This is a genomic window from Haloarcula sp. Atlit-7R, assembly GCF_003666065.1.
GTDB classification, from domain to species: Archaea; Halobacteriota; Halobacteria; order Halobacteriales; family Haloarculaceae; genus Haloarcula; species Haloarcula taiwanensis.
Window position 1 is genome coordinate 343,651 of the sequence record NZ_QXIK01000001.1, and the last position, 18,130, is coordinate 361,780.

Sequence of the window (18,130 nt, forward strand, 5' to 3'; positions counted from 1 at the left end):
CGCGCTACTTGCTTGGTCGCACTCAAAAAGGGTTCGGAACGGACCACGCACGCGAACGTTTATCAGGAGGAACGGAGCGAGCCGGGACCGTGCGCTGACTGTCGCCGTGGCAGGTCCCGCGGAAGTGCGACACAGCCTGTCATGATATAGCGTGTGTCGCCTGCTTGCCCACCTACCACTCGGCATCGACCAGATCGCGGACCCGCTCGAAAGCCACCTGTTCGCGTTCGCTACCAGCTGTTTTGACAACTGACTCGAAGTACGCGATCCGGTCCAGCAGCGTCTCGCGGTCGTAGCTCGGCACGTCCAGCCGCGAGGCCGCGACGGTCGCCTCAACGACGGCGGCGTGGCCGCGGTTCGTCGTCGGCACGACGCGTCGCTCCACGGCGCTGTCAACGGGTTCGAGCGCCCACTCGACCCACTGGGTGTCGCCCTCCGTGCCGGCGTCTCGCCGGACGACGGTCACTTCGACCCACGCGTCCGCGCTGTCCAGAATCGGCTCGTCTGCTTCCCGAACCGACAGCGCCGCCTCGGCGAAGTCCACCGGGTCCCGGGTGAACTGGACGTAGCCGCCGCCACGCTCTCGGAAGTTCCGCCAGGTCCGGGTCCGGCCCCACGTCGTCGCCGTGGCGGGCCCTTCGCCGTCGGGCGCGTGGACACCGAGGGCGGCGACGTTCCAGCGCTCGTTCGGTCCCAGCGTGGTCACGACGGTCTCGGAGACGCCAGCGAGCGCGACGGGCCATGCCGTCACGGAGCTACTGGAGTCACCCCCGTCACCCGCCGACGGTTCCCCGGTCACACGTCCAGCCCCCGCTCCAGCGCGACGAACAGCGCGCCCGCGACGATGTCGGCGGTCGTCCCGGGGTTGATGTCCCGCTCGACGAACTCCTCGGCCAGCGCCGTGGCGTCCTCCTCGCCGTCGAGAACGGCCTGCGCCCGGCGCTGTACTTCGGCGGCGGTCTCGCGGTCCTGTCGCGTGACGACGAAAGTGTCTACGTCCGCCGCGAGCAGTTCGAGGAAAGCGTCGGATGCGCGGTCGGCGACCGGGCCGGAGCCGGCCAGTATCGTCTCGCTGGCGTCGAACACGCGCTCGAAACCGGAGACCCATTCTGCGGCCACGCCGTCGACATCAGCGCTGGACGCCATCACGTCGAACAGCGTCATCTCGCGCGCTCGGAGTTCCGGGACGGCGTCGCTTCCGCGGCGAACGTCGAGCGGCTCCAGTCCGTCCGGCGGGTCGTCGACGGCTACGTCGACGTGCTCGAAAGCACGGTAGAACGCCGCCGCATCCTCGACGGTCGTCTCGCGGACCACGGCGTCGACGCCCGACGGCGTCAGTCGCCCGTCCGCGGCTGCGGCGGCAAGCGGCGTAAGCACCAGCAGGGCTCCGAACTGGGTATTTCCGCCGGACTGGCCCGACATCCCTTCGACCGCGGCCTCGAAGGCGGGACCGATGGGGTCGCCCGCGGCCGCGCGGTCGAGCCCCGGTCGCGCTCCGACAGCCCCAGCGACGAAGTGCTCGAACCGGAGATCGTCGTACTCCCGCTCGCGGTCGACGTTGCCGGGCTTCGGCGTGCCGGAGACCTCCAGCAGCAGCGCCAGCTGGGCGTTCTGTCCGACCGACCGCTCTGTCACGGTGACACCTCCGATGCGAACCACTCCGCTGTCGTCGCCCGGACCTCGTCGAGGACCGCCGGCCGGTCGCTCGCGCGACCGACGCTGACGGCGTCGGCGCCGTACGAGAGGTACTCCCGTGCGGTTTCTGCCCCACGAACGCCGTTGTTCGCGACGACGAACAGGTCGGTCGCGTCGGTCACCTCGTCGATAACGGACTCTGAATCCATCGCGTCGACGTGGAACAGGTCACCACCGGCCTCTTCGATTGCCTGTGCAACACCCGGGAGTGAGACACCGTCGAGTTCTGCACGCCCTTTCACCGAGACCGTCGCCCCTGTCGACGCTGCTGCTTCCACGAACGTCGCCAGTCGGTCCGGCTCCCGGAGTAGTGACTCGCCAGCACCGGCGGCGCACATCTCGTTCTGCCGGCAGTGGGCATTGATCTCGATGATTGCGTCGTGGCGCTGACAAACAGTAGCAGTACGTTCGACGGGGCCGAGTGTCGTGCTCCGGACGTTGAACGCGGGACGAAGCGGTGCGTCTACAAGCGAAGCCAACTGGTCGTCGACAAACGCAACCGGGTCGTCGGGCAGGAACTCGGAGCGGTCGCGGTCCACCATCGCCCGGGCGGCGTCGCGGGTCTGCTCGTCGAGTGCGATGCCGCCGAGGAACGCACACCCGACGTGGGACTCGACCGCACACGCCCACGATACGTCGGCCTCGCCGCTCAGACTCGCGAGGGCGACTCGCGGCTCGAACATCAGGTCACCTCCGCGAGCGCCTCCTCGACAGCGCGGTTCACCCGCTCGGCGTCGGCCGCGTCGTCGAGGGTGGTGTCGGTCCGAACGACCGGCACGTCAAGCGGCGTTGAGTCGTCGTCGTCCAGTACGAACGCGTCAGCGAAGGGGTATGCCTCGGCCACGCCAGCGGTACTCGGCTCAAGTCCGACGCCGGCCATCAGGTCCGCTGCTGGCCCCGAGAACACCGTGTCTTCGATGAATGGGGAGACAGCGACGACCGTTGTTTCGTGGAGTGCCTGCTCAATGTCGTCGAGGGCCAGCATCGGGCCGAGCGAAGTTACAGGGTTCGACGGACCAATGACAACAGTATCGTCAAGCGCGGTCAGAACGGCGTCCGTCGCGCTGGCCGCGTCTGAGCCACGAAACACCACGTCTTCGACCGGCGGTTCCCCGTTATGGCCGACCCACCACTCTTGAAAGTGCATCGGCCCGGTCGGCGTGTGAATAATGGAAGCGACCGGGTCGTCGCTCATCGGGAGCAGCGTCCGGTCCAGTTCGAACGCGTCGGCGAGCGTGTGCGTTACCTCGGTCAGTGATCGGCCCTCATCAAGCAGCGAGGTGCGCGTGACGTGAATCGCGCGGTCGCGGTCGCCGATGTGCATGAACTCCGCGACACCGGAGAAGCGCCGCCAGCGAGCGATGTCACGCCCCGCTGTCTGTGCCTCGTCGGAGAGGTATCGTGGCCCGCCGTCAAGCTCGGCAGCGTCAGCGAGCCGCGTTAGTTCGGCGTGTGTCTCGGCGGTGTCGCCGTCGATACCCCACCACGTCTCCCGGTCGAGGACGTCACCCTCCAAGAACAGGACAGTATCGAGGTCCGGGCACACGAGGTGGCCTCCCAGTTCGATGTCGTCGCCGGTGTTGGCGACGACAGTCGTCGCCGCCGCCGCAAACACGTCGTCGGCACCAGCGAGGAGCTTCGGCGTTCCCGTCCCGCCGGCAAGAAACGTCACCATGTCTCGACGTAGAGGGAACTGACAGTATAAACGTGGTCACTGACACTGATGAGGTCTGGAAAGCGACCTTCTAGGAATACCCTTCTATTCAGAGAATCACAGCTGAGAACTGGGTGGGTAGAATGAAGAGGGTCGGTAAGATAGGCAGGGTAACGGGTGTTATGCCCATCGTGAATCCACACCGCTTCGCGCCTGCAGCCTCCAACGAAGAGTACGTCTACGGTTCCTGTGCGCCGGGCTGGCATACGGCCGCCACGCATCAGGACGCCCTCGATGAGTGGGTCGCACACATGCAGGCACACGACATCGAGCGGGTCTGCTGTCTGCTTCCCGGGCAACAACTCGACGACGCTGGGGCCAATATTCAGCGCTATCGGGAGGCCTTCGGAGCGTCATCAGTCCGCCACGTACCGGTTCCCGACCACCGACTTATTTCTCAAGACCGCCTCCACGACGATATCCTGCCGTTCCTGGTTGACGCCTGCGAGACAGAGGAACGGGTCGTCGTTCATTGCCTGGCCGGTATCGGTCGCACCGGCCAGGTACTCGCTGCCTGGCTGGTGTATCATTACGACTACGGTCCCGACCGCGCCATCGAGACCGCACAGGAGATGGGCCGCGACCCCAGAGATGCTATTAAATCGGGCAACGCGACTGAAGCAGAACTGTCCGATCTGCTATCATCAGTCGCACGCCTGTAGAAGAGAGCGTCGGAGTTCAATCTGTCTGCGGAAGGAGACGCGCACCGACCGCAAAGCCGACGGCGGCACAGACTGCGAGAACAGCCAGCGGGCCGAGCGCATCGCCAGTGCCGGTCGTCGCCGCACGGACGCCACGCGAGAAGTACGTCAGCGGCGAGAGCCACGTCGGCAACCACGCGGGCAGAAGCGTCTGCGGGACGAACGTCTCCGAAAGAAAGAGCAGCGGGAGCGCGAGACCGTTGCTCGCCGCGATGACGCCATCCTGTGAGTCCGCAAGGCTCCCCAGCATCGCGCCGACGGCACAGAACAGCGCGACACCAAGGCCGACGAAGGGCAGCAACAGACCGGATGGGCGGATTGTCGCGCCGGTGAGCCACACCATCAGGCCCAGAATCAGGAGACCGGCAATACCAATGATGACGACGTTGACGAGTGTCTGTGCCAGCAACCACTCGGTCCGGGTCAGCGGTGTCGTCGCCAGCTTCTCGAAGCGGTTCCCGTCCCGATGACGGGCTACCTCGCTTCCGACGCGAGACAGCGGCGTAAACAGGACGACGACGGCCAGATACCCCGGCGCATAGAAGCTCGGCGGCTCGGTGAACAGCCCGCCACCGCCCGGCTGGGTCTGGACCAGCACGCCGAAGATGACGACGATGATAACCGGGAAGAAGAACGTGAAGAAGACGGCTGTCCGTCGCCGGAGGAAGGCCAGCGACGCCGCACGCGTCTCCGCTGTGAGTCGCCCCAGTCGGCTCATCGGGCACCACCCGCGACCGGTCCCGTCTGCTGTGGTTCACCGCGCTGGCCGACGGCCGTCCCGGTGAGTTCGAGGTACACGTCCTCTAAGTCAGGCTGTTTCCAGGTCAGGCTGTCGTACTCGATACCCGCCTGCCCCAGTTCCTCGGTGATGTTGCCGATAGACTCCGGACGGATGCCGTAGACGACCAGCCGACCGTTCCGGATTGCCGTCTCCGCTGGGTAGTCAATTGCTGAAACGGCAGTTTCGTCGAAAGACCCATCAACGATGAGCTGGCTGTCACCGCCGTGCTCGGCCACGAGTTGGTCCGGAGAGTCGAGTGCGATGAGCGTCCCGTCAGCGAGGAGACCGACGCGGTCCGCGAGGCGCTGGGCCTCCTCCATGTAGTGTGTCGTGACGAGTATCGTCACGCCGCGGTCGGCGAGCCCTTCCAGCAGTCGCCAGAGGTCCCGCCGACCGGCCGGGTCGATACCGGTGGTCGGTTCGTCCAGTACGAGAAGGTCCGGGTCGTTTATCAGTGCCGTCGCGACACAGGTTCGCCGCTGCTGCCCACCCGAGAGGTTCTCGTATGTTGTGCTGGCGGTGTCGGCCAGCCCCACATCGTCAAGCACGGCCTCGACATCGCGGGTCGCGTCGTACAGGCCGGCGTAGTATTCCAGCAATTCCCGCGCCGTCAGCCGCTCGTGGGGCGAAAACGACTGTGGTAACAGGCCGATTCGGTCGCGAGCGACCGTTCTGGGCGACTGGCCGAACAGTCGTACGTCGCCAGTCGCGTCCGTCGTTCCGGTCAACGCCCGTACCAGGGTGGTCTTGCCAGCCCCGTTGGGACCGACCAGCGCGAGCACCTCTCCAGTGGTCGCCGTCAGCGACACACCGTCGAGTGCGACCGTATCGGCGTAGCGCCGCCCGACATCCGACGCGACCAGTACCTCGTCCATGCGCCCTCGTCCGGTCGGGTGGCCGAAAGCAGTTCCGTTCTCGTGCGACCAAGGGCTACACGTTGCGGCCACATTCCAGACAGACAGCGGGGAGCCACGGCTTGTCCGTGACGACTGGTACGCTGGTTTCACAGTGGTCACAGAATTCTGTTTTCGTCGCCATGTGCCGGAAGTGTCACAGCAGAACAATAAATAGCTTGTTGTGTGACACTCTTTCACAGACAGGTGGTGGCTTCGGCGCAGTGTTTATTACCGGTTTTACTGTGGCCTGCTACGCGACGTGGGACCGTATCTCACGCACGATAGCGTCCACGTCGAACTCGTCGCCGGCCTCGGCCTTGTCGTAGACAGTCTCGTCATCGACACTGATCCTGAACACGCCGTGGTCACCCATGACCAGTCGGACGCTGTCGAGTTCCCGCTCGAGTCCCGACAGAATCGCCTGCTGGACACGCACTGCCCGCTCACGGAAGCCACAGGGAACGCAGTATTCAATTTCGACAGTACTCATACCGTCTTCCACGCCTGTCGGCCTGAAAGCTCTATCGTCGGCCGATCAGCGTCCGGAGTCGACCGACGAGCATCACGTCGAACCGATGGACGCCGTACAGCAAGCCGACCGAGGTGACGAACACCACCGTCGAGAGCCCATACGACTGAGACAGCGCCGCCTGCGACAGCGTTGCACCAACACCCACGAACCCGCCCAGTATCGACGCGATAATCGGGAGGACACAGGAGACACAGGAAAAGAGACCGACGATGCCGCCCACCGCACCGCCGCTCGCGTCGACAGCGGTCACGAATACCAGATACGAGAGCGTCAGGTAGCCGGCGACCTTCCACGGGATGAGCACCACGCTGAGGGTCGCGCCGCTGAACACCACCGTCGGCGAGAACCCGGGCGGGGCTTGCGTGACCAGTCGGAGACCGGTTCCCTGACCGCCCGTTCCGTACACGCCGCCGACGTACCCCAGCACGAACAGATAGCCAAGAGCGATAACTACACTGCCGACCGTCCGACGGCGGCCGGGCAGTTCCGGACGCACTCGCAGGAACACGAGGCCGGCGATGTTGAGCCAGATGAACGGGAACGCCAGCAGAAACGGGTCCGTCGCGGGCTGAGCCGTGTTGACGATATAGCCCAGAATGAGGATGACCTCCGCGTTCAAGACGGCCGCCAAGATGACCAGCGAGCGCGTGTCCGGTATCGCGTCTCGGAGGGTCGCTGTCGTGGTGCTCATAGGGCCAGTGCATCGATGACGATGGCTATCAAGACCGCTCCGAGATAGGCGTTCGACGCATGGAACGCCCGGAACGCCGCCGCTTCAGTCTGCTCGCGGTGGAGTAAGATAACTGCCCAGAGGAACACTGCACCAAGCAACACCGACGTGACGGCGTACAGCCAGCCCAGCGGCGTGAGCACGCCCAGAACACCTGCTGCGATGAGCGTCGCTCCGAGATAGTAGACGATGTGCTTGCGCGTCTCCGTCTCGCCGCGGACGACCGGCATCATCGGGAAGCCGCCAGCCTCGTAGTCGTCCTTGTACGCGAGCGCGAGATTGTAGAAGTGCGCCGGCGTCCAGAGGAAGATGACCACCGCGAGGACGACGCCGGGGAGGCCGACCGACCCGTCGGCGGCGACCCAGCCGATAAGTGCCGGCAGTGCACCCGCAGCCCCGCCAAGGACAGTGTTCTGGACGGTGTTAGGCTTCAGCACGAGCGTGTAGATAACGCTGTAGAACACAATCGCGGTCAGTCCGAGCAGGGCCACGAGCGCGTTCACCTGCCAGAACAGCCACAGCGAGGCGAGCGACAGGAGGAGTCCGAACGCCAGCGCGTTCCGGACCGGCACTTGGTGGGTCGCGATAGGACGGTCCGAGGTCCGGTCCATCCGCTTGTCGATATCGCGTTCGAGAACGTGGTTGAACGTCCCCGACGCGCCGATAGAGAGGACGCCGCCCCCGAGGGTGAGTAGCACCGTCCGAACGGTGAGTGTCTGGCCCGCCGCGAGCGCCATCCCGGCGGCGGCGACCAAGCACAGAAGCCACATCAGCCGGGGCTTCATCAGGCGGAAGTACGCAGACGCGGTCCCGACGAGGCGTTCGCGGAGGGAGAGTGTCGTGGGCCGGCCGGCGGCTTCGCCTCCGGTCGGTTCCGGCGCAGGTGTCGGGTTCTTCACCGGAGTCTCGTCGTCACTGCCCGTCTCAGCTTCGAGGTGCCACGCCAGAGCCAGCACGAACGAACTGAAGATGCCCATCCCCAGCGCGAGGTGGGCACCGGGGAGTGCCGTCTCGGTGCTCGTCGCGACGACAGCTCCCAGCGCAATCTGGACCGGGTACAGCGCAGTGCCGAGGAGGATAGCTGCCCTGACACGGCCACGACAGCCGGAGCGAAGCCCGATAACGGCGACGGCCACCACGAGGAGGCCGACGGCGGCCGCGACGAGTCGGTGGCCCCAGGCGACCAGCAGGGCCGTGTTCGTCACGTCGACCGGTCCGTCACACAGCGGCCAGGTCGTACAGGCTGCTGCCGCGTCCGTGAGCGTTGTTGTCGCGCCGGCGAGGACTAACAAGTACACGCCGACAGCGGTCGCGGCGAGCAGCCCGGTAAAGGTCCGGCTCTCTGCCATTATTGTATCCTTCGATGCTGGCCACTTAGACCTCGCGATTCCGCTGTCTCTATCCGGATCGGTGCTGCTTCCCTATTGCTGCAAATCGAGGGGCTGCGGAGAAGACAGCAGTTATTTATCTCCGAAATCCTAAGCCGCACCCATGACCCGGAAACGCGCCGGTCTGGTCGCTCTGTTCGGTGCTGCGTTGCTCGCACTCGCCGCCGAGCCGGCCGCCGCCGCACAGATTCAGGACTCGACAACGGATAGCCTCATCTGGGGGCTGAACATGAATCTCCTGTACGTCGCTATCCCAATTACGGTCCTTGTCGAAGGGATTCTGATCTACACCGTCTGGCGGTTCCGTAACCAGGAGGAGGCGCTTCCCACACAGGAGAACCGCCGACTCGAAGTGACCTGGACCATCGCGACGGCAATCATTCTCCTGTTCGTCGGCGTCGCTTCCTATCAGGTGATGGCCAGCCCGTACGTCACCGCTGAGGCCGGTGATCTGGCTGCACTGCAGGAACGGGACACTGAGCTCATTACCGTCGAGGCCCAGCGGTACGGCTGGACGTTCTACTACAACGAATCGAGCTGGGACGGCGAGGCGGAAGTGACCACTAGAACGGACCTGAAGATACCGGCTAACCAGGACGTATCCTTGCGCGTGACATCGGCTGACTGGCTACACGCGTTCCACGTTCCCGGACTCGGACTGAAGTCCGATGCGTTCCCCGGTCAGTACAACCGTCTCCGAACCAGCGCGAGTAATACCGGCACATACCAGCTCTACTGTGCCGAGTACTGCGGCTCGGGTCACTCACAGATGCTCGGAACCGTTGAGGTCGTCCCGCAGGACGAGTACGAGGACTGGCTGGCAGAACAAAAGAGCGGCGGCGACTCCGAAGGCAGCAGCGAGTAACGCGGTAACTGAGCGGCTTTTTGTTTCGAGAGCTGCCGAGTCACGGAATATCACGCTCATCTAAAAACCGCGAATTTCCGGCACGGTGACGGTGAATATAGGTCAGACGAAATCGAAGGCAGAGACGACTGAGCCGACCTGCCATTCTGTCACTGAACGCTCCATCTTTCAGTTACTTCGCCGTTTGAGTCCGCTGTCAGATTCACGCTTTGGTGGCTGGTGACTTCTCACTGACTACTTCCTTGCCGTCGACAGATAGGCTGATTCGACAGGTCTCAGTGTCTACCTCGCGGTTGATCCGGACTGATTCGCTTGACTGTATTGAAACCTCCTTTTTTGACAGGTGCGGACTAGCACAACGTCGCCCGAAAAAGCACCTGCGACTTGGACTGTCACGAGTTTCGATCCGGCACACATCGATAGTAAGCGTTCCGCTGTCGCTACCTCGGAAGGCGGCATCCCGGTTTCAGTGTCAGTGTTGCTCGGCGTTTCTGTCGCCTTCGGTGCTGAAGAGTCGTCTTCGGTTGTACCGTCAAAGGTCCACCCGCCACAACCGGAGAGAGAGATTGAAAGGAACTGTTAGCGATTGATGATAGCTGGTGAGGCCGGTTGTGTAAGTGTCCTGTGAGAGTCAGGGGAACAGCTACTGACTTAGCCACGCAATGAGAGACAGCAGTATGCCGGGAAATGCTGTAGACTGATTGAGTACTGCCACCAGCGAGTTCCCCACCGATCGCGGAGAACAACGGGACAGCGACGGCACTGCTTGCATTTGGGCGAAAGCGTAGAGTCTGAACAGAGAGGAAACGGTAGCAGCAAGGCAGCACTCACGAGCAGCCCAGTGGTCAGAACGACCTCCGTGTCGACCGTCCGGTCCGACCGCTATCCGCAGATGTTGGCAGTCGCGTACACGTTGCCGGTGTCAGTTATCTCCACGCCGATGCCGACGAGGTTGGCGTTGCGGAGCGTGAGCCGTTCGCGGTAGTTCGGCCACGCCATCCAGTCATCGACAATCTGCCTTGCGACTTCCTTGTCGGTGGCGTGGAACTGCTCCTCGCCGTTCTCCTCGTACGTTTGGCCGGCGACTGTCTTCTCAACCGCCTCGAACCGGTTCCGATCCGGTTGCTCTATGTACTCGCCCTCTGCGGAGTCGAACGTACACCGGTCGTAGAGGCCGGTGTTCTCGTATCGGTCCTTACTGGAGACACCGTCAACCTTGTGGATTGCCTTCCCTTCGATGGCCATCTGCTTGCTGTGGTTCTTTGCCATCTCATTGAGGTCGTTTTCGGTCCGAAGCCCAGATTCGAACGGTGGGACACCCGCGGCTTCGCGTTCCTCGTTGAGGAACTGCCGGATGTAGCTCGAGACGTTCTGTTCGTTGAACTCCCGTGCCGGGATCGACTCCTGCTGTGGGGTCGCTGTCTCGGTCAGTGTCCCGTTTGATTCCGGCGTTGCTGTCGGCGTCGTACTGTTACCGACTGTCGCCGTCGCCGTTGAACTACCGCCATTACTACCCCCGGTATCGCTCTGTGAATCCGTTGTCTGTGTCGGTGTGTCCGCTGTCCCGCCTGCAAACTGTGCTCCGATAAGAACGCCTGTCCCTAGAGCCACGAGGAGCACCACGGCAGCAATAGCGAGTAACCCTTTCTTTACCATATGCCACGGGTAGATTACAGAGGTATGTAAGCTTGATTCTTCATATATTTCATTCAATTATCACCTTCCCGCTGTCGGCGGTGACGATAACCCATATATGCCACGGGCGGCCACTGCCGGTATGGTCGAGAACGTTATCTGGCCGGCGGCGCTTGACGCCAACCGTTCGCGAAGCGACGGGCGTCGTGTGGCACTGGATTTGGCCGTCGAGGAGCCGACTGTCGACGAGATCGCGAAAGCTGTCCAGCAGGTCGGGTACGACGCGGTCATCGAGCGAGACAAGGCGTATCCACGGGAGTACGAGGCCCGTGGGCGAGTCGTCGTTAAGGACGCGGACGATGCGACGAAAAGCGACCTGCTCGGGGCTGTGGCAGCCTACATGCAGGCGCTCCGTGAATGAAGCGTCTCGGCACCGTTTCGCGGGTCGCACAGGGGCTGGCCGTCGTCCGGGCACCTGACGACGAGTACGCATCCGTTGGAACCGACGTGGTCGACGAGGAACTCCAGGCCGTTGGCTCCGTTGTCGACGTGTTCGGTCCGGTCGAACGCCCGTATCTCGCAGTTTCGCCGAACGATGGCGTACATCTTCCAGCGCTGGTCGGTGCGGTCCTGTACGCGAGGTGACACCTTCTGACCTGTCCACACCTGCTTCGTAACGCTCAAACCGGTTCCTGCAGGACGTGTGTGCATGGAGCGACGGTGGCGAATCCTCGGCGGTTGTGGCCTCATCGCTGGTATCTTCCTGTTCGTCCAGCTCGGTGCGCTGGCGCTGGTCCAGCCCTTCGAATCGGCCGGTTACCAGGCCGTCGAAGACCCGTCTGACCCCACGAACAGCCTCATGTACATCGGGGCGATTCTGGTCGCGACGGCCGTTATGTTGCTTGCCTTCCGCTACGACGTGGACCAGCTTATCCGCGGGCTTATCATCTTCTCTGCAGCCTGGCTCTCTCTGTACGTGTTTCAGGTGCTGGTGCCACCGGTGGTCACCTTCGGCGGCATCAACGTCGTTGCCGGCCTGTTAGCGCTGGGCCTGGGGACGGCGCTGCTGGTCTATCCCGAGTGGTACGTCATCGACGGTGCCGGTGCGGTGATGGGGGCCGGCGCCGCCGGCCTGTTCGGTATCAGTTTCGGGGTGTTGCCAGCGCTCGTCCTGCTAACTGTTCTCGCAGTGTACGATGCGATCAGCGTCTACGGGACTAAGCACATGCTCACGCTGGCCTCGGGCGTTATGGACCTCAGGGTCCCCGTTGTCCTCGTCATTCCGATGACGCTGTCGTACTCCTATCTCGACGCAACGACACCGGACCCGATGGCAGAAGACGAAACGAGTGACGGGTCCCAAACGGCGGACGATACGGCCGGGGGGCCGGCGACCGCGGAGTCCGGGGCCGGCGCGGATAGTCCAGCAGTTGCGGATGGGAGCCAGCCGGCGGAACATCCCGACGAAGCAGACGAGAGTGCCGACGGTCACGCCGACCCGCTGGAGCGCGACGCGCTGTTTATCGGTCTCGGTGACGCCATCATCCCGTCGATACTCGTCGCCAGCGCCGCGTTCTTCGCCTCGTCGGACGTACTGACGGTACTTGGCATCCCGCTACCGGCGCTGACCGCGATGGTCGGGTCCTACGTCGGCCTGACGATACTGCTGTGGATGGTGCTGAAAGGGCGCGCACACGCAGGCCTCCCGCTGTTGAACGGTGGAACTATCGCCGGCTACGTCATCGGCGCACTCGCCGCCGGCATCAGTCTGGTCGACGCTCTCGGACTTGGTCCGTACCTCTAAGTCCTGCGACTGTTACCGACCGGTCAGGGCTTTGCTCGCAGGTGCGAATTCGATCTCCTCGCCTCGGCCCTCTGCCTTCGCCCGCTCGTACAGCAGATGACCGGCAGCGACGGTTTCGATGGCTGTACCACCGGAGTCGAAGACTGTAATCTCCTCAGGTGACTGCCGCCCGTGCGCGTTTCCGGCAACGATGTCACCGAGTTCAGCATGGACGTGGTCTTCGTCGACAACTCCCGCGTCGAGGGCGTTGATGAACGACCCGGCATCCTGTGTCACCCGTTCGCGCAAGTCCGGAACGTACGTGGCGCGTTCGATTGTCGTCGCGTCAAGTTCGTTCTTTTCGGGGTGATACTGGCCCATCGCAGTCACATGGGTTCCCGGTTCGAGCAGGTCGCCGTCGAACACTGGTTCGCTCGCGTTGGTTGCCGTGATGACGACATCGGCCCCTTCGATTGCTGCGGCCGGGGACGCGACGGCCGCCACTGTCGGGTCCAGCGCGTCGTTCATTTCCGCGGCGAAGGACTCCCGGTTACTGGCCGTCGGCGAGTACACCTCGATGCGGTCGAAGTCGCGGACCGTCGCTGTCGCACGGACTTGGCCGCGGGCCTGTGCACCGCTGCCGATGACCGCGAGGTCGCTGGCGTCGCGGCGGGCCAGTGCGTCGACACCGACGGCCCCGGCTGCGCCGGTCTTGTGAGGGTTCATACTTGCACCGTCAAGGACAGCAAGCGGGTCGCCGCTGTCGGCGTCGAAGATCGGGAGCGTAAAGTGTGCATCCCGTCCGTTGAAGCCGGCCGCGTAGGTGTACCCACCCATCGCACCGGTGTCGGGGAGAATCGCGAGATAGCCCGTCAACATACCGGCGGGTCCGTCCGAAAACAGCGTTGTTCTGGGCGTCGCCGGGGCACCGTCGCCACGCTGGCGGTACCCCTCCCGGACGACATCGACGTACTCGGCGGGTTCAGCGAGGTCGGCAACCTCGTCGCTCTGCAGGAACAGCGCTGTCGCATCTGTTGTCATACTCCGTCGTTTGGGCGACCGACTCTTATACTGTCCGGCGGTGACCAATCTGTTCGAGCGGCGCACGGTCAGCGGATGTCTATCAAAAACAGGAGAAGTTATCGACGGGGTGCCGTCTAATCCGCTGTCTGTAGCGGGTCTGACTGCGCGCCTTGCTGGGTCGACGCGTCGCTTGGGACCGGGTCGACGGGGGCACGGACGAACATCGCATGGCCGATGAGGCCAACTGTTACGACAGACGCCATCGGAATCGCCGTCGTCAGTTCGAAGCCGGCAACGAGCAGAGAGGCAGTGATGCCAGCCATGGCGAGCGGAATGAGCCCGAGAATGATGTCGTAATAACCCGTCATAAGTATAAGCTATTTTAGGGCAGCGGAGTATATGAATGTTTCCCTAAAACACGGGATAATGCACACAATGGCCCCTACAAATTTACTCAGTACCCGTCAGGTAACAATCTCATAAGTTATGAGTGGGATAGCAGGGGAAAGTATATGTATTATAATTCCTGTGTGCGGTTCACAATATAAGGACAAAGCGGGCAGGTATCGCTAGCCCGCGGCCACAGTCTGCCAGTGGTATCTTCACACAAAAACGAAACTAAGTGGCTACGAACCAGTATACAGTAGCCGTTGTACCAGCTATCTGTTTCTCGGGATAAAACCCACCTACACGCCCTTTTTCAGAATTTGAGAACTGTATTAGCGGATTAGTGCCGTGATAATGCCTCTTATTTTCTCCGATGATAACTGGGTCCATGTGCTTATTAGGTACGCAAGGATACGTTAAATCGGAGAAAAACGGAACACCGATTCCAAACGAGACAATGAGCACGAACGCAACGGACAACACGACGGACGCCGCGACCGACGACGAAGAACGACGATACGCCGAACTGAACATCGGGGACGAGGAATTCGTAATTTACGACCGAGAGAACCACCAAGCATGGATCCAGTCGACAGAGTCGCTTGAAGTCGCCGACCTGCGATAGTCCGTCATCGGCACCGCATCTCCGCTGCGAGCCCTTATTTTGCGATTGCAATCGCGCCCCGCCAGAGCAACAGCAGCACGCCACCGACGAGCACGGATACGAGTGCGAATGTCAGCGCCGCATTACCGGGGAACAGTGCCGTTGACCGAAGGCCCTGTGCGATCCCAACTGCCAGCGTCCACCCCACGATAGTGCGCCCGAGAGCGGTTCGAACCGTCGCGGTTGCGGCGGCGGTGTACAGTCCCCCAAATCCCGCGACGATGAGCCAGCCGATATAAAAGGGCGTCAGCGTCCCGGCGAACCGACCGGGATTGAGTATCGGATTGATACCGTGGGTCACCTCGCCCACGCCGACGAACACGGCAATCGCCAGCAGGTCGCCGACAGCGAGCAGTGCCGTCCGAGTGGACAGTTCGATACGACCGTTCCCCACCGTCGAGACGCTCATACAGGACGTTCCGGCTCCGGACACTTCGCTCTCCCGGATTCGACGACGGCGGCTGGTTCCCTGGAATAGGGACCAGTACTGATTACACTGGGCGGGCCGTTCAGTTGTACCATGGAGTTCACACTGCTCAGTTGGCCCGAGGACGGGCACCGACTCCGACTGGACCACGAGCAGTTCGCGTACGCGGGGAAGTTCGTGATGACTTCGACCGGAAAGGCCGTCGTCGGAGACGATGGGGTCGTGGCCGCGGCTGCGTTCGATGCCGACCGGACGGACCCCGACACGCTCTGTGTCCGGTACATCACCGTTCGGCAGGACCGGCAGGGGGACCGGCTCGGTGCCCGTCTCCTCCGGTTCGTCCGGGAACGGGCCACGGACCGAGGTTTCGAACGGGTGTCCATCGGCGTGAACAACCCCTTTTCGTATCAGGCCGCCTACCGGGCCGGGTTCTGCTTCAGCGGCGCGGAGTCGGGGATGGCCGAACTCGACCTCGTCTGGCCGGGCGACCGCAGTACCGGGCGGTATCAGGCCGGGCTTGACCTGTTCCGTGAGCGCGATCTCTCTCCGGAAGAGGAGTCGTTCCTCGCGGCGAAGGCCGACACCGACCCGCCATCTATCCTCGACGACTGGGCCGACCGGTCAGCCGCACGGACTGACTGAGCCGCTCGACCCGTATCATCTCGGCTTGGAGTCGTCCCATCTCCGGGAGATTCAAGCGGCTGTTGGCCGAAGGCCAGTCAATGGGAAACGCTGATTTACGGTCGCTTGCGGCGCTGTCGGACGTGTCGTTCGGCGACCTCGGCGGGAGCGTCGTTGCGGTGGACGCCCACAACTGGCTCTATCGCTATCTGACGACGACAGTGAAGTTCACCAGTGAGTCGAAATACACCACCAGCGACGGCGAGGAGGTGGCAAACCTCATCGGCGTCGTTCAGGGCCTGCCGAAGTTCTTCGAACACGACATGACGCCGGTGTTCGTCTTCGACGGGGCAGTCACCGATCTCAAAGACGATGAGGTCGAGAAGCGCCGCGAACAGCGAGAGCGGTACGAGTCCGAACTCGAAGCGGCCCGCGAAGCGGGTGACAGCACCCGTGTCGCCAAGCTCGACTCGCGAACCCAGCGACTGACCGACACTATCGTCGATACGACGCGGGACCTGCTTGCGCTACTCGATGTCCCGATTGTCGACGCTCCGGCGGAAGGCGAGGGGCAGGCGTCGGTGATGGCCCGGCGGGGCGACGTGGACTACGTCGGGACCGAGGACTACGACGCCCTGCTCTTCGGTGCGCCGATGACACTCCGCCAGATTACGTCGAAGGGCGACCCCGAGTTGATGGACTTCGAGGCCACGCTCGAAACCCACGACCTCACCTGGGAGCAACTGGTCGACGCCGCCATCCTGATGGGGACGGACTTCAACGAGGGTATCTCCGGCATCGGGCCGAAGACCGCGGTCAAGGAACTCCGCGAGCACGGCGACCTCTACGCCGTGCTGGACGCCCGTGGCGACCACATCGACCACGCCGACCGCATCCGGGACCTGTTTCTCGACCCCGCCGTCACCGACGACTACGAGATTCCGGACAGCATCGAGCCGGACATCGATGCCGCCCGCGCGTTCGTCACCGAGGAGTGGGAGGTCGACGCCGACGAAGTCGCTCGCGGGTTCGAGCGCATCGACGAATCGCTCGTCCAGACCGGGCTGGACCGGTGGGCGTGACAGCGAAAAGCCACGGCCGACCAGTAGCGCACTAAAAACGACTCCGGACGATTTCAGTTCAGACGACCGATTCGACCGTTTCGATCTCGTCGAGCTTGCGGTTCCGGATGGCCTCGCCACTGACCGTGTCGAAGAGGTGAATCGCGTTCTCGGGGAACCGGACTTTGACGCGCTGGCCGGCCTTGAGCTGTTTCATCCCACCGACCGTCGCGATAAACTGGTCGTCCATCGACTCATCGAACTGCAGGTGGGCCGTGTTCTCGTTTCCGCGTGGCTCGACGACGTGGACCGTCGAATCGAACACGTTCGGACCGGCGTCGCTCTGAACGAACTCGATGTCTTCGGGTCGGATGCCGAGCGTGATGTCAGTCGTTCCTTCCACCTGAGCGACCGTCTCGTCGCTGAGTTCGTACTCGAACCACTCGCCTTTGAGCGTCGACCCCTCCAGCGTCATCGGGAAGAAGTTCATCGACGGCTCGCCGATGAAGCCGGCGACGAAGAGGTTGTTCGGCTCGTGGTAACACTCCAGGGGCGTCGCACACTGCTGGAGGACGCCGTCGTTGAGGATGGCGATGCGATCGCTCATCGTCATCGCCTCCGTCTGGTCGTGGGTGACGTACACCGTCGTCACGTCGAGGTCGTGCTGGAGTTCCTGGAGTTCGGTCCGCATCTCGGCTTTGAGCTTCGCGTCTAAGTTCGCCAGCGGCTCGTCCATCAGGAACACTTCGGGGTCCCGGACAATCGCGCGGCCCAGCGCCACGCGCTGTTGCTGGCCGCCCGAGAGTTCGCCGGGCTTGCGGTCGATGAGGTCGAAGATGTCCATGTCCTTACACGCCTGCTCGACGCGCTCGTTGATCTCGTCGTCAGGCATGTCCGTCGATTCCTCCAGCCCGAACGCCATGTTCTCCCGCACGGTCATGTGGGGGTACAGGGCGTAGGACTGGAACACCATCGCCACGTTCCGGCGGGCCGGCGGCTGGTCGTTGATGATCTGGCCGTCCAGCCGGATCTCGCCGCGCGTGATGTCTTCGAGCCCGGCAATCATCCGCAGCGTCGTCGATTTCCCGCAGCCAGATGGACCGACGACACAGAGGAACTCGCCGTCCTCGATGTCGACCGATACCTCATCAACCGCGATGATTTCGCCGTCGTCGTCTTGGAACGTCTTCGTTACCTCGTCCAGTGTGAGTTGTGCCATTGTGAATG

22 protein-coding genes are annotated in these 18,130 nt (G+C 63.1%); 8 read left to right on the forward strand and 14 right to left on the reverse strand.

Annotated features, from left to right (window positions below; genetic code table 11):
- Positions 1 to 172: 172 nt before the first annotated feature.
- Genes D3D01_RS01785 through cofD form a run of 4 tightly spaced genes read right to left on the reverse strand, consistent with a single transcriptional unit; the run spans position 173 to position 3,370 of the window.
- A complete protein-coding gene (locus D3D01_RS01785) occupies positions 173 to 799 on the reverse strand; it encodes a DUF447 domain-containing protein (protein ID WP_101349502.1) in 627 nt (208 codons plus the stop codon).
- Positions 796 to 1,659, reverse strand: coding sequence for a triphosphoribosyl-dephospho-CoA synthase (locus D3D01_RS01790; protein ID WP_101349501.1), 864 nt, complete (start codon positions 1,657 to 1,659; stop codon positions 796 to 798). The genes D3D01_RS01785 and D3D01_RS01790 overlap by 4 nt, the downstream gene beginning before the upstream one ends.
- The gene (locus tag D3D01_RS01795) at positions 1,632 to 2,378 is read right to left on the reverse strand and encodes a tRNA-dihydrouridine synthase (protein ID WP_101349500.1); all 747 of its coding nucleotides are present in this window, start codon (positions 2,376 to 2,378) and stop codon (positions 1,632 to 1,634) included. Before D3D01_RS01795 ends, D3D01_RS01790 begins: the two co-directional genes overlap by 28 nt.
- On the reverse strand, positions 2,378 to 3,370 hold the full coding sequence (cofD, locus tag D3D01_RS01800) for a 2-phospho-L-lactate transferase (protein WP_121511049.1): 993 nt from the start codon (positions 3,368 to 3,370) through the stop codon (positions 2,378 to 2,380). Before cofD ends, D3D01_RS01795 begins: the two co-directional genes overlap by 1 nt.
- Before the next feature lie 161 nt (positions 3,371 to 3,531).
- On the opposite strand from cofD, the gene D3D01_RS01805 reads away from it, so the two are divergent.
- Positions 3,532 to 4,071 (forward strand): dual specificity protein phosphatase family protein, encoded by a 540-nt coding sequence (locus D3D01_RS01805; protein ID WP_121511050.1) that lies wholly within the window; start codon positions 3,532 to 3,534, stop codon positions 4,069 to 4,071.
- A 16-nt stretch (positions 4,072 to 4,087) separates the two neighbouring features.
- Here the strand turns inward: D3D01_RS01805 and D3D01_RS01810 are convergent, their stop codons facing one another.
- From D3D01_RS01810 to D3D01_RS01830, 5 genes are all read right to left on the reverse strand, one after another.
- Positions 4,088 to 4,828: an ABC transporter permease gene (locus D3D01_RS01810; RefSeq protein WP_101349497.1), complete on the reverse strand. Its 741-nt coding sequence runs from the start codon at positions 4,826 to 4,828 to the stop codon at positions 4,088 to 4,090.
- Positions 4,825 to 5,766: an ABC transporter ATP-binding protein gene (locus tag D3D01_RS01815; RefSeq protein WP_121511051.1), complete on the reverse strand. Its 942-nt coding sequence runs from the start codon at positions 5,764 to 5,766 to the stop codon at positions 4,825 to 4,827. Before D3D01_RS01815 ends, D3D01_RS01810 begins: the two co-directional genes overlap by 4 nt.
- Before the next feature lie 271 nt (positions 5,767 to 6,037).
- On the reverse strand, positions 6,038 to 6,277 hold the full coding sequence (locus D3D01_RS01820; protein WP_101349495.1) for a SelT/SelW/SelH family protein: 240 nt from the start codon (positions 6,275 to 6,277) through the stop codon (positions 6,038 to 6,040).
- A gap of 31 nt (positions 6,278 to 6,308) precedes the next feature.
- Positions 6,309 to 7,010 (reverse strand): ABC transporter ATP-binding protein, encoded by a 702-nt coding sequence (locus D3D01_RS01825; RefSeq protein ID WP_121511052.1) that lies wholly within the window; start codon positions 7,008 to 7,010, stop codon positions 6,309 to 6,311.
- Entirely contained in the window at positions 7,007 to 8,398 is a 1,392-nt protein-coding gene (locus tag D3D01_RS01830; RefSeq protein ID WP_121511053.1) for a heme o synthase, read from the reverse strand. The genes D3D01_RS01825 and D3D01_RS01830 overlap by 4 nt, the downstream gene beginning before the upstream one ends.
- 142 nt (positions 8,399 to 8,540) lie before the next feature.
- On the opposite strand from D3D01_RS01830, the gene coxB reads away from it, so the two are divergent.
- Complete coding sequence (coxB, locus tag D3D01_RS01835; protein WP_121511054.1) at positions 8,541 to 9,302, forward strand: cytochrome c oxidase subunit II; 762 nt, start codon at positions 8,541 to 8,543, stop codon at positions 9,300 to 9,302.
- 882 nt (positions 9,303 to 10,184) lie between these two features.
- On the opposite strand, the gene D3D01_RS01840 is transcribed toward coxB, so the two are convergent.
- Positions 10,185 to 10,958 carry a CAP domain-containing protein gene (locus tag D3D01_RS01840; RefSeq protein ID WP_121511055.1) on the reverse strand — a complete coding sequence of 258 codons (774 nt, stop codon included), beginning with the start codon at positions 10,956 to 10,958 and terminating at the stop codon, positions 10,185 to 10,187.
- A 121-nt stretch (positions 10,959 to 11,079) separates the two neighbouring features.
- Between D3D01_RS01840 and srp19 the strand changes: the two genes are divergently transcribed.
- The 3 genes from srp19 (at position 11,080) to D3D01_RS01855 (ending at position 12,741) form a co-directional block, all read left to right on the forward strand.
- Positions 11,080 to 11,358, forward strand: coding sequence for a signal recognition particle subunit SRP19 (gene srp19, locus D3D01_RS01845; protein ID WP_101349491.1), 279 nt, complete (start codon positions 11,080 to 11,082; stop codon positions 11,356 to 11,358).
- Complete coding sequence (locus D3D01_RS01850) at positions 11,355 to 11,582, forward strand: H/ACA ribonucleoprotein complex subunit GAR1 (protein WP_121511056.1); 228 nt, start codon at positions 11,355 to 11,357, stop codon at positions 11,580 to 11,582. The genes srp19 and D3D01_RS01850 overlap by 4 nt, the downstream gene beginning before the upstream one ends.
- A gap of 64 nt (positions 11,583 to 11,646) precedes the next feature.
- Complete coding sequence (locus tag D3D01_RS01855; protein WP_121511057.1) at positions 11,647 to 12,741, forward strand: presenilin family intramembrane aspartyl protease PSH; 1,095 nt, start codon at positions 11,647 to 11,649, stop codon at positions 12,739 to 12,741.
- Between the two features lie 12 nt (positions 12,742 to 12,753).
- Here D3D01_RS01855 and D3D01_RS01860 read toward each other — a convergent pair whose 3' ends face one another.
- Together D3D01_RS01860 and D3D01_RS01865 are read right to left on the reverse strand one after the other, a co-directional pair.
- Positions 12,754 to 13,761 (reverse strand): ornithine cyclodeaminase family protein, encoded by a 1,008-nt coding sequence (locus tag D3D01_RS01860; protein ID WP_121511058.1) that lies wholly within the window; start codon positions 13,759 to 13,761, stop codon positions 12,754 to 12,756.
- Positions 13,762 to 13,877: 116 nt separating this feature from the next.
- On the reverse strand, positions 13,878 to 14,111 hold the full coding sequence (locus tag D3D01_RS01865; RefSeq protein WP_101349487.1) for a hypothetical protein: 234 nt from the start codon (positions 14,109 to 14,111) through the stop codon (positions 13,878 to 13,880).
- A 476-nt stretch (positions 14,112 to 14,587) separates the two neighbouring features.
- Here D3D01_RS01865 and D3D01_RS23935 point away from each other — a divergent pair, with 476 nt between their 5' ends.
- Positions 14,588 to 14,755 (forward strand): hypothetical protein, encoded by a 168-nt coding sequence (locus tag D3D01_RS23935; RefSeq protein WP_170083836.1) that lies wholly within the window; start codon positions 14,588 to 14,590, stop codon positions 14,753 to 14,755.
- A 34-nt stretch (positions 14,756 to 14,789) separates the two neighbouring features.
- Here D3D01_RS23935 and D3D01_RS01870 read toward each other — a convergent pair whose 3' ends face one another.
- Positions 14,790 to 15,203, reverse strand: coding sequence for a DUF3054 domain-containing protein (locus tag D3D01_RS01870; RefSeq protein WP_121511059.1), 414 nt, complete (start codon positions 15,201 to 15,203; stop codon positions 14,790 to 14,792).
- Positions 15,204 to 15,314: 111 nt separating this feature from the next.
- Here D3D01_RS01870 and D3D01_RS01875 point away from each other — a divergent pair, with 111 nt between their 5' ends.
- Together D3D01_RS01875 and fen are read left to right on the forward strand one after the other, a co-directional pair.
- Positions 15,315 to 15,863, forward strand: coding sequence for a GNAT family N-acetyltransferase (locus D3D01_RS01875; RefSeq protein WP_121511060.1), 549 nt, complete (start codon positions 15,315 to 15,317; stop codon positions 15,861 to 15,863).
- 80 nt (positions 15,864 to 15,943) lie between these two features.
- Positions 15,944 to 16,924: a flap endonuclease-1 gene (gene fen / locus D3D01_RS01880; protein ID WP_121511061.1), complete on the forward strand. Its 981-nt coding sequence runs from the start codon at positions 15,944 to 15,946 to the stop codon at positions 16,922 to 16,924.
- Between the two features lie 58 nt (positions 16,925 to 16,982).
- Here fen and D3D01_RS01885 read toward each other — a convergent pair whose 3' ends face one another.
- Positions 16,983 to 18,122 carry an ABC transporter ATP-binding protein gene (locus D3D01_RS01885; protein WP_121511062.1) on the reverse strand — a complete coding sequence of 380 codons (1,140 nt, stop codon included), beginning with the start codon at positions 18,120 to 18,122 and terminating at the stop codon, positions 16,983 to 16,985.
- Positions 18,123 to 18,130: the final 8 nt, after the last annotated feature.

Coding starts and splice junctions, on each gene's coding strand:
- D3D01_RS01795 (WP_101349500.1), bottom strand. CDS start 2,378: ATGTTCGAGCCGCGAGTCGCCCTCGCGAGTCTGAGCGGCGAGGCCGAC.
- cofD (WP_121511049.1), bottom strand. CDS start 3,370: ATGGTGACGTTTCTTGCCGGCGGGACGGGAACGCCGAAGCTCCTCGCT.
- D3D01_RS01805 (WP_121511050.1), top strand. CDS start 3,532: ATGCCCATCGTGAATCCACACCGCTTCGCGCCTGCAGCCTCCAACGAA.
- D3D01_RS01810 (WP_101349497.1), bottom strand. CDS start 4,828: ATGAGCCGACTGGGGCGACTCACAGCGGAGACGCGTGCGGCGTCGCTG.
- D3D01_RS01815 (WP_121511051.1), bottom strand. CDS start 5,766: ATGGACGAGGTACTGGTCGCGTCGGATGTCGGGCGGCGCTACGCCGAT.
- D3D01_RS01820 (WP_101349495.1), bottom strand. CDS start 6,277: ATGAGTACTGTCGAAATTGAATACTGCGTTCCCTGTGGCTTCCGTGAG.
- D3D01_RS01825 (WP_121511052.1), bottom strand. CDS start 7,010: ATGAGCACCACGACAGCGACCCTCCGAGACGCGATACCGGACACGCGC.
- D3D01_RS01830 (WP_121511053.1), bottom strand. CDS start 8,398: ATGGCAGAGAGCCGGACCTTTACCGGGCTGCTCGCCGCGACCGCTGTC.
- coxB (WP_121511054.1), top strand. CDS start 8,541: ATGACCCGGAAACGCGCCGGTCTGGTCGCTCTGTTCGGTGCTGCGTTG.
- D3D01_RS01840 (WP_121511055.1), bottom strand. CDS start 10,958: ATGGTAAAGAAAGGGTTACTCGCTATTGCTGCCGTGGTGCTCCTCGTG.
- srp19 (WP_101349491.1), top strand. CDS start 11,080: ATGGTCGAGAACGTTATCTGGCCGGCGGCGCTTGACGCCAACCGTTCG.
- D3D01_RS01850 (WP_121511056.1), top strand. CDS start 11,355: ATGAAGCGTCTCGGCACCGTTTCGCGGGTCGCACAGGGGCTGGCCGTC.
- D3D01_RS01855 (WP_121511057.1), top strand. CDS start 11,647: ATGGAGCGACGGTGGCGAATCCTCGGCGGTTGTGGCCTCATCGCTGGT.
- D3D01_RS01860 (WP_121511058.1), bottom strand. CDS start 13,761: ATGACAACAGATGCGACAGCGCTGTTCCTGCAGAGCGACGAGGTTGCC.
- D3D01_RS01865 (WP_101349487.1), bottom strand. CDS start 14,111: ATGACGGGTTATTACGACATCATTCTCGGGCTCATTCCGCTCGCCATG.
- D3D01_RS23935 (WP_170083836.1), top strand. CDS start 14,588: ATGAGCACGAACGCAACGGACAACACGACGGACGCCGCGACCGACGAC.
- D3D01_RS01870 (WP_121511059.1), bottom strand. CDS start 15,203: ATGAGCGTCTCGACGGTGGGGAACGGTCGTATCGAACTGTCCACTCGG.
- D3D01_RS01875 (WP_121511060.1), top strand. CDS start 15,315: ATGGAGTTCACACTGCTCAGTTGGCCCGAGGACGGGCACCGACTCCGA.
- fen (WP_121511061.1), top strand. CDS start 15,944: ATGGGAAACGCTGATTTACGGTCGCTTGCGGCGCTGTCGGACGTGTCG.
- D3D01_RS01885 (WP_121511062.1), bottom strand. CDS start 18,122: ATGGCACAACTCACACTGGACGAGGTAACGAAGACGTTCCAAGACGAC.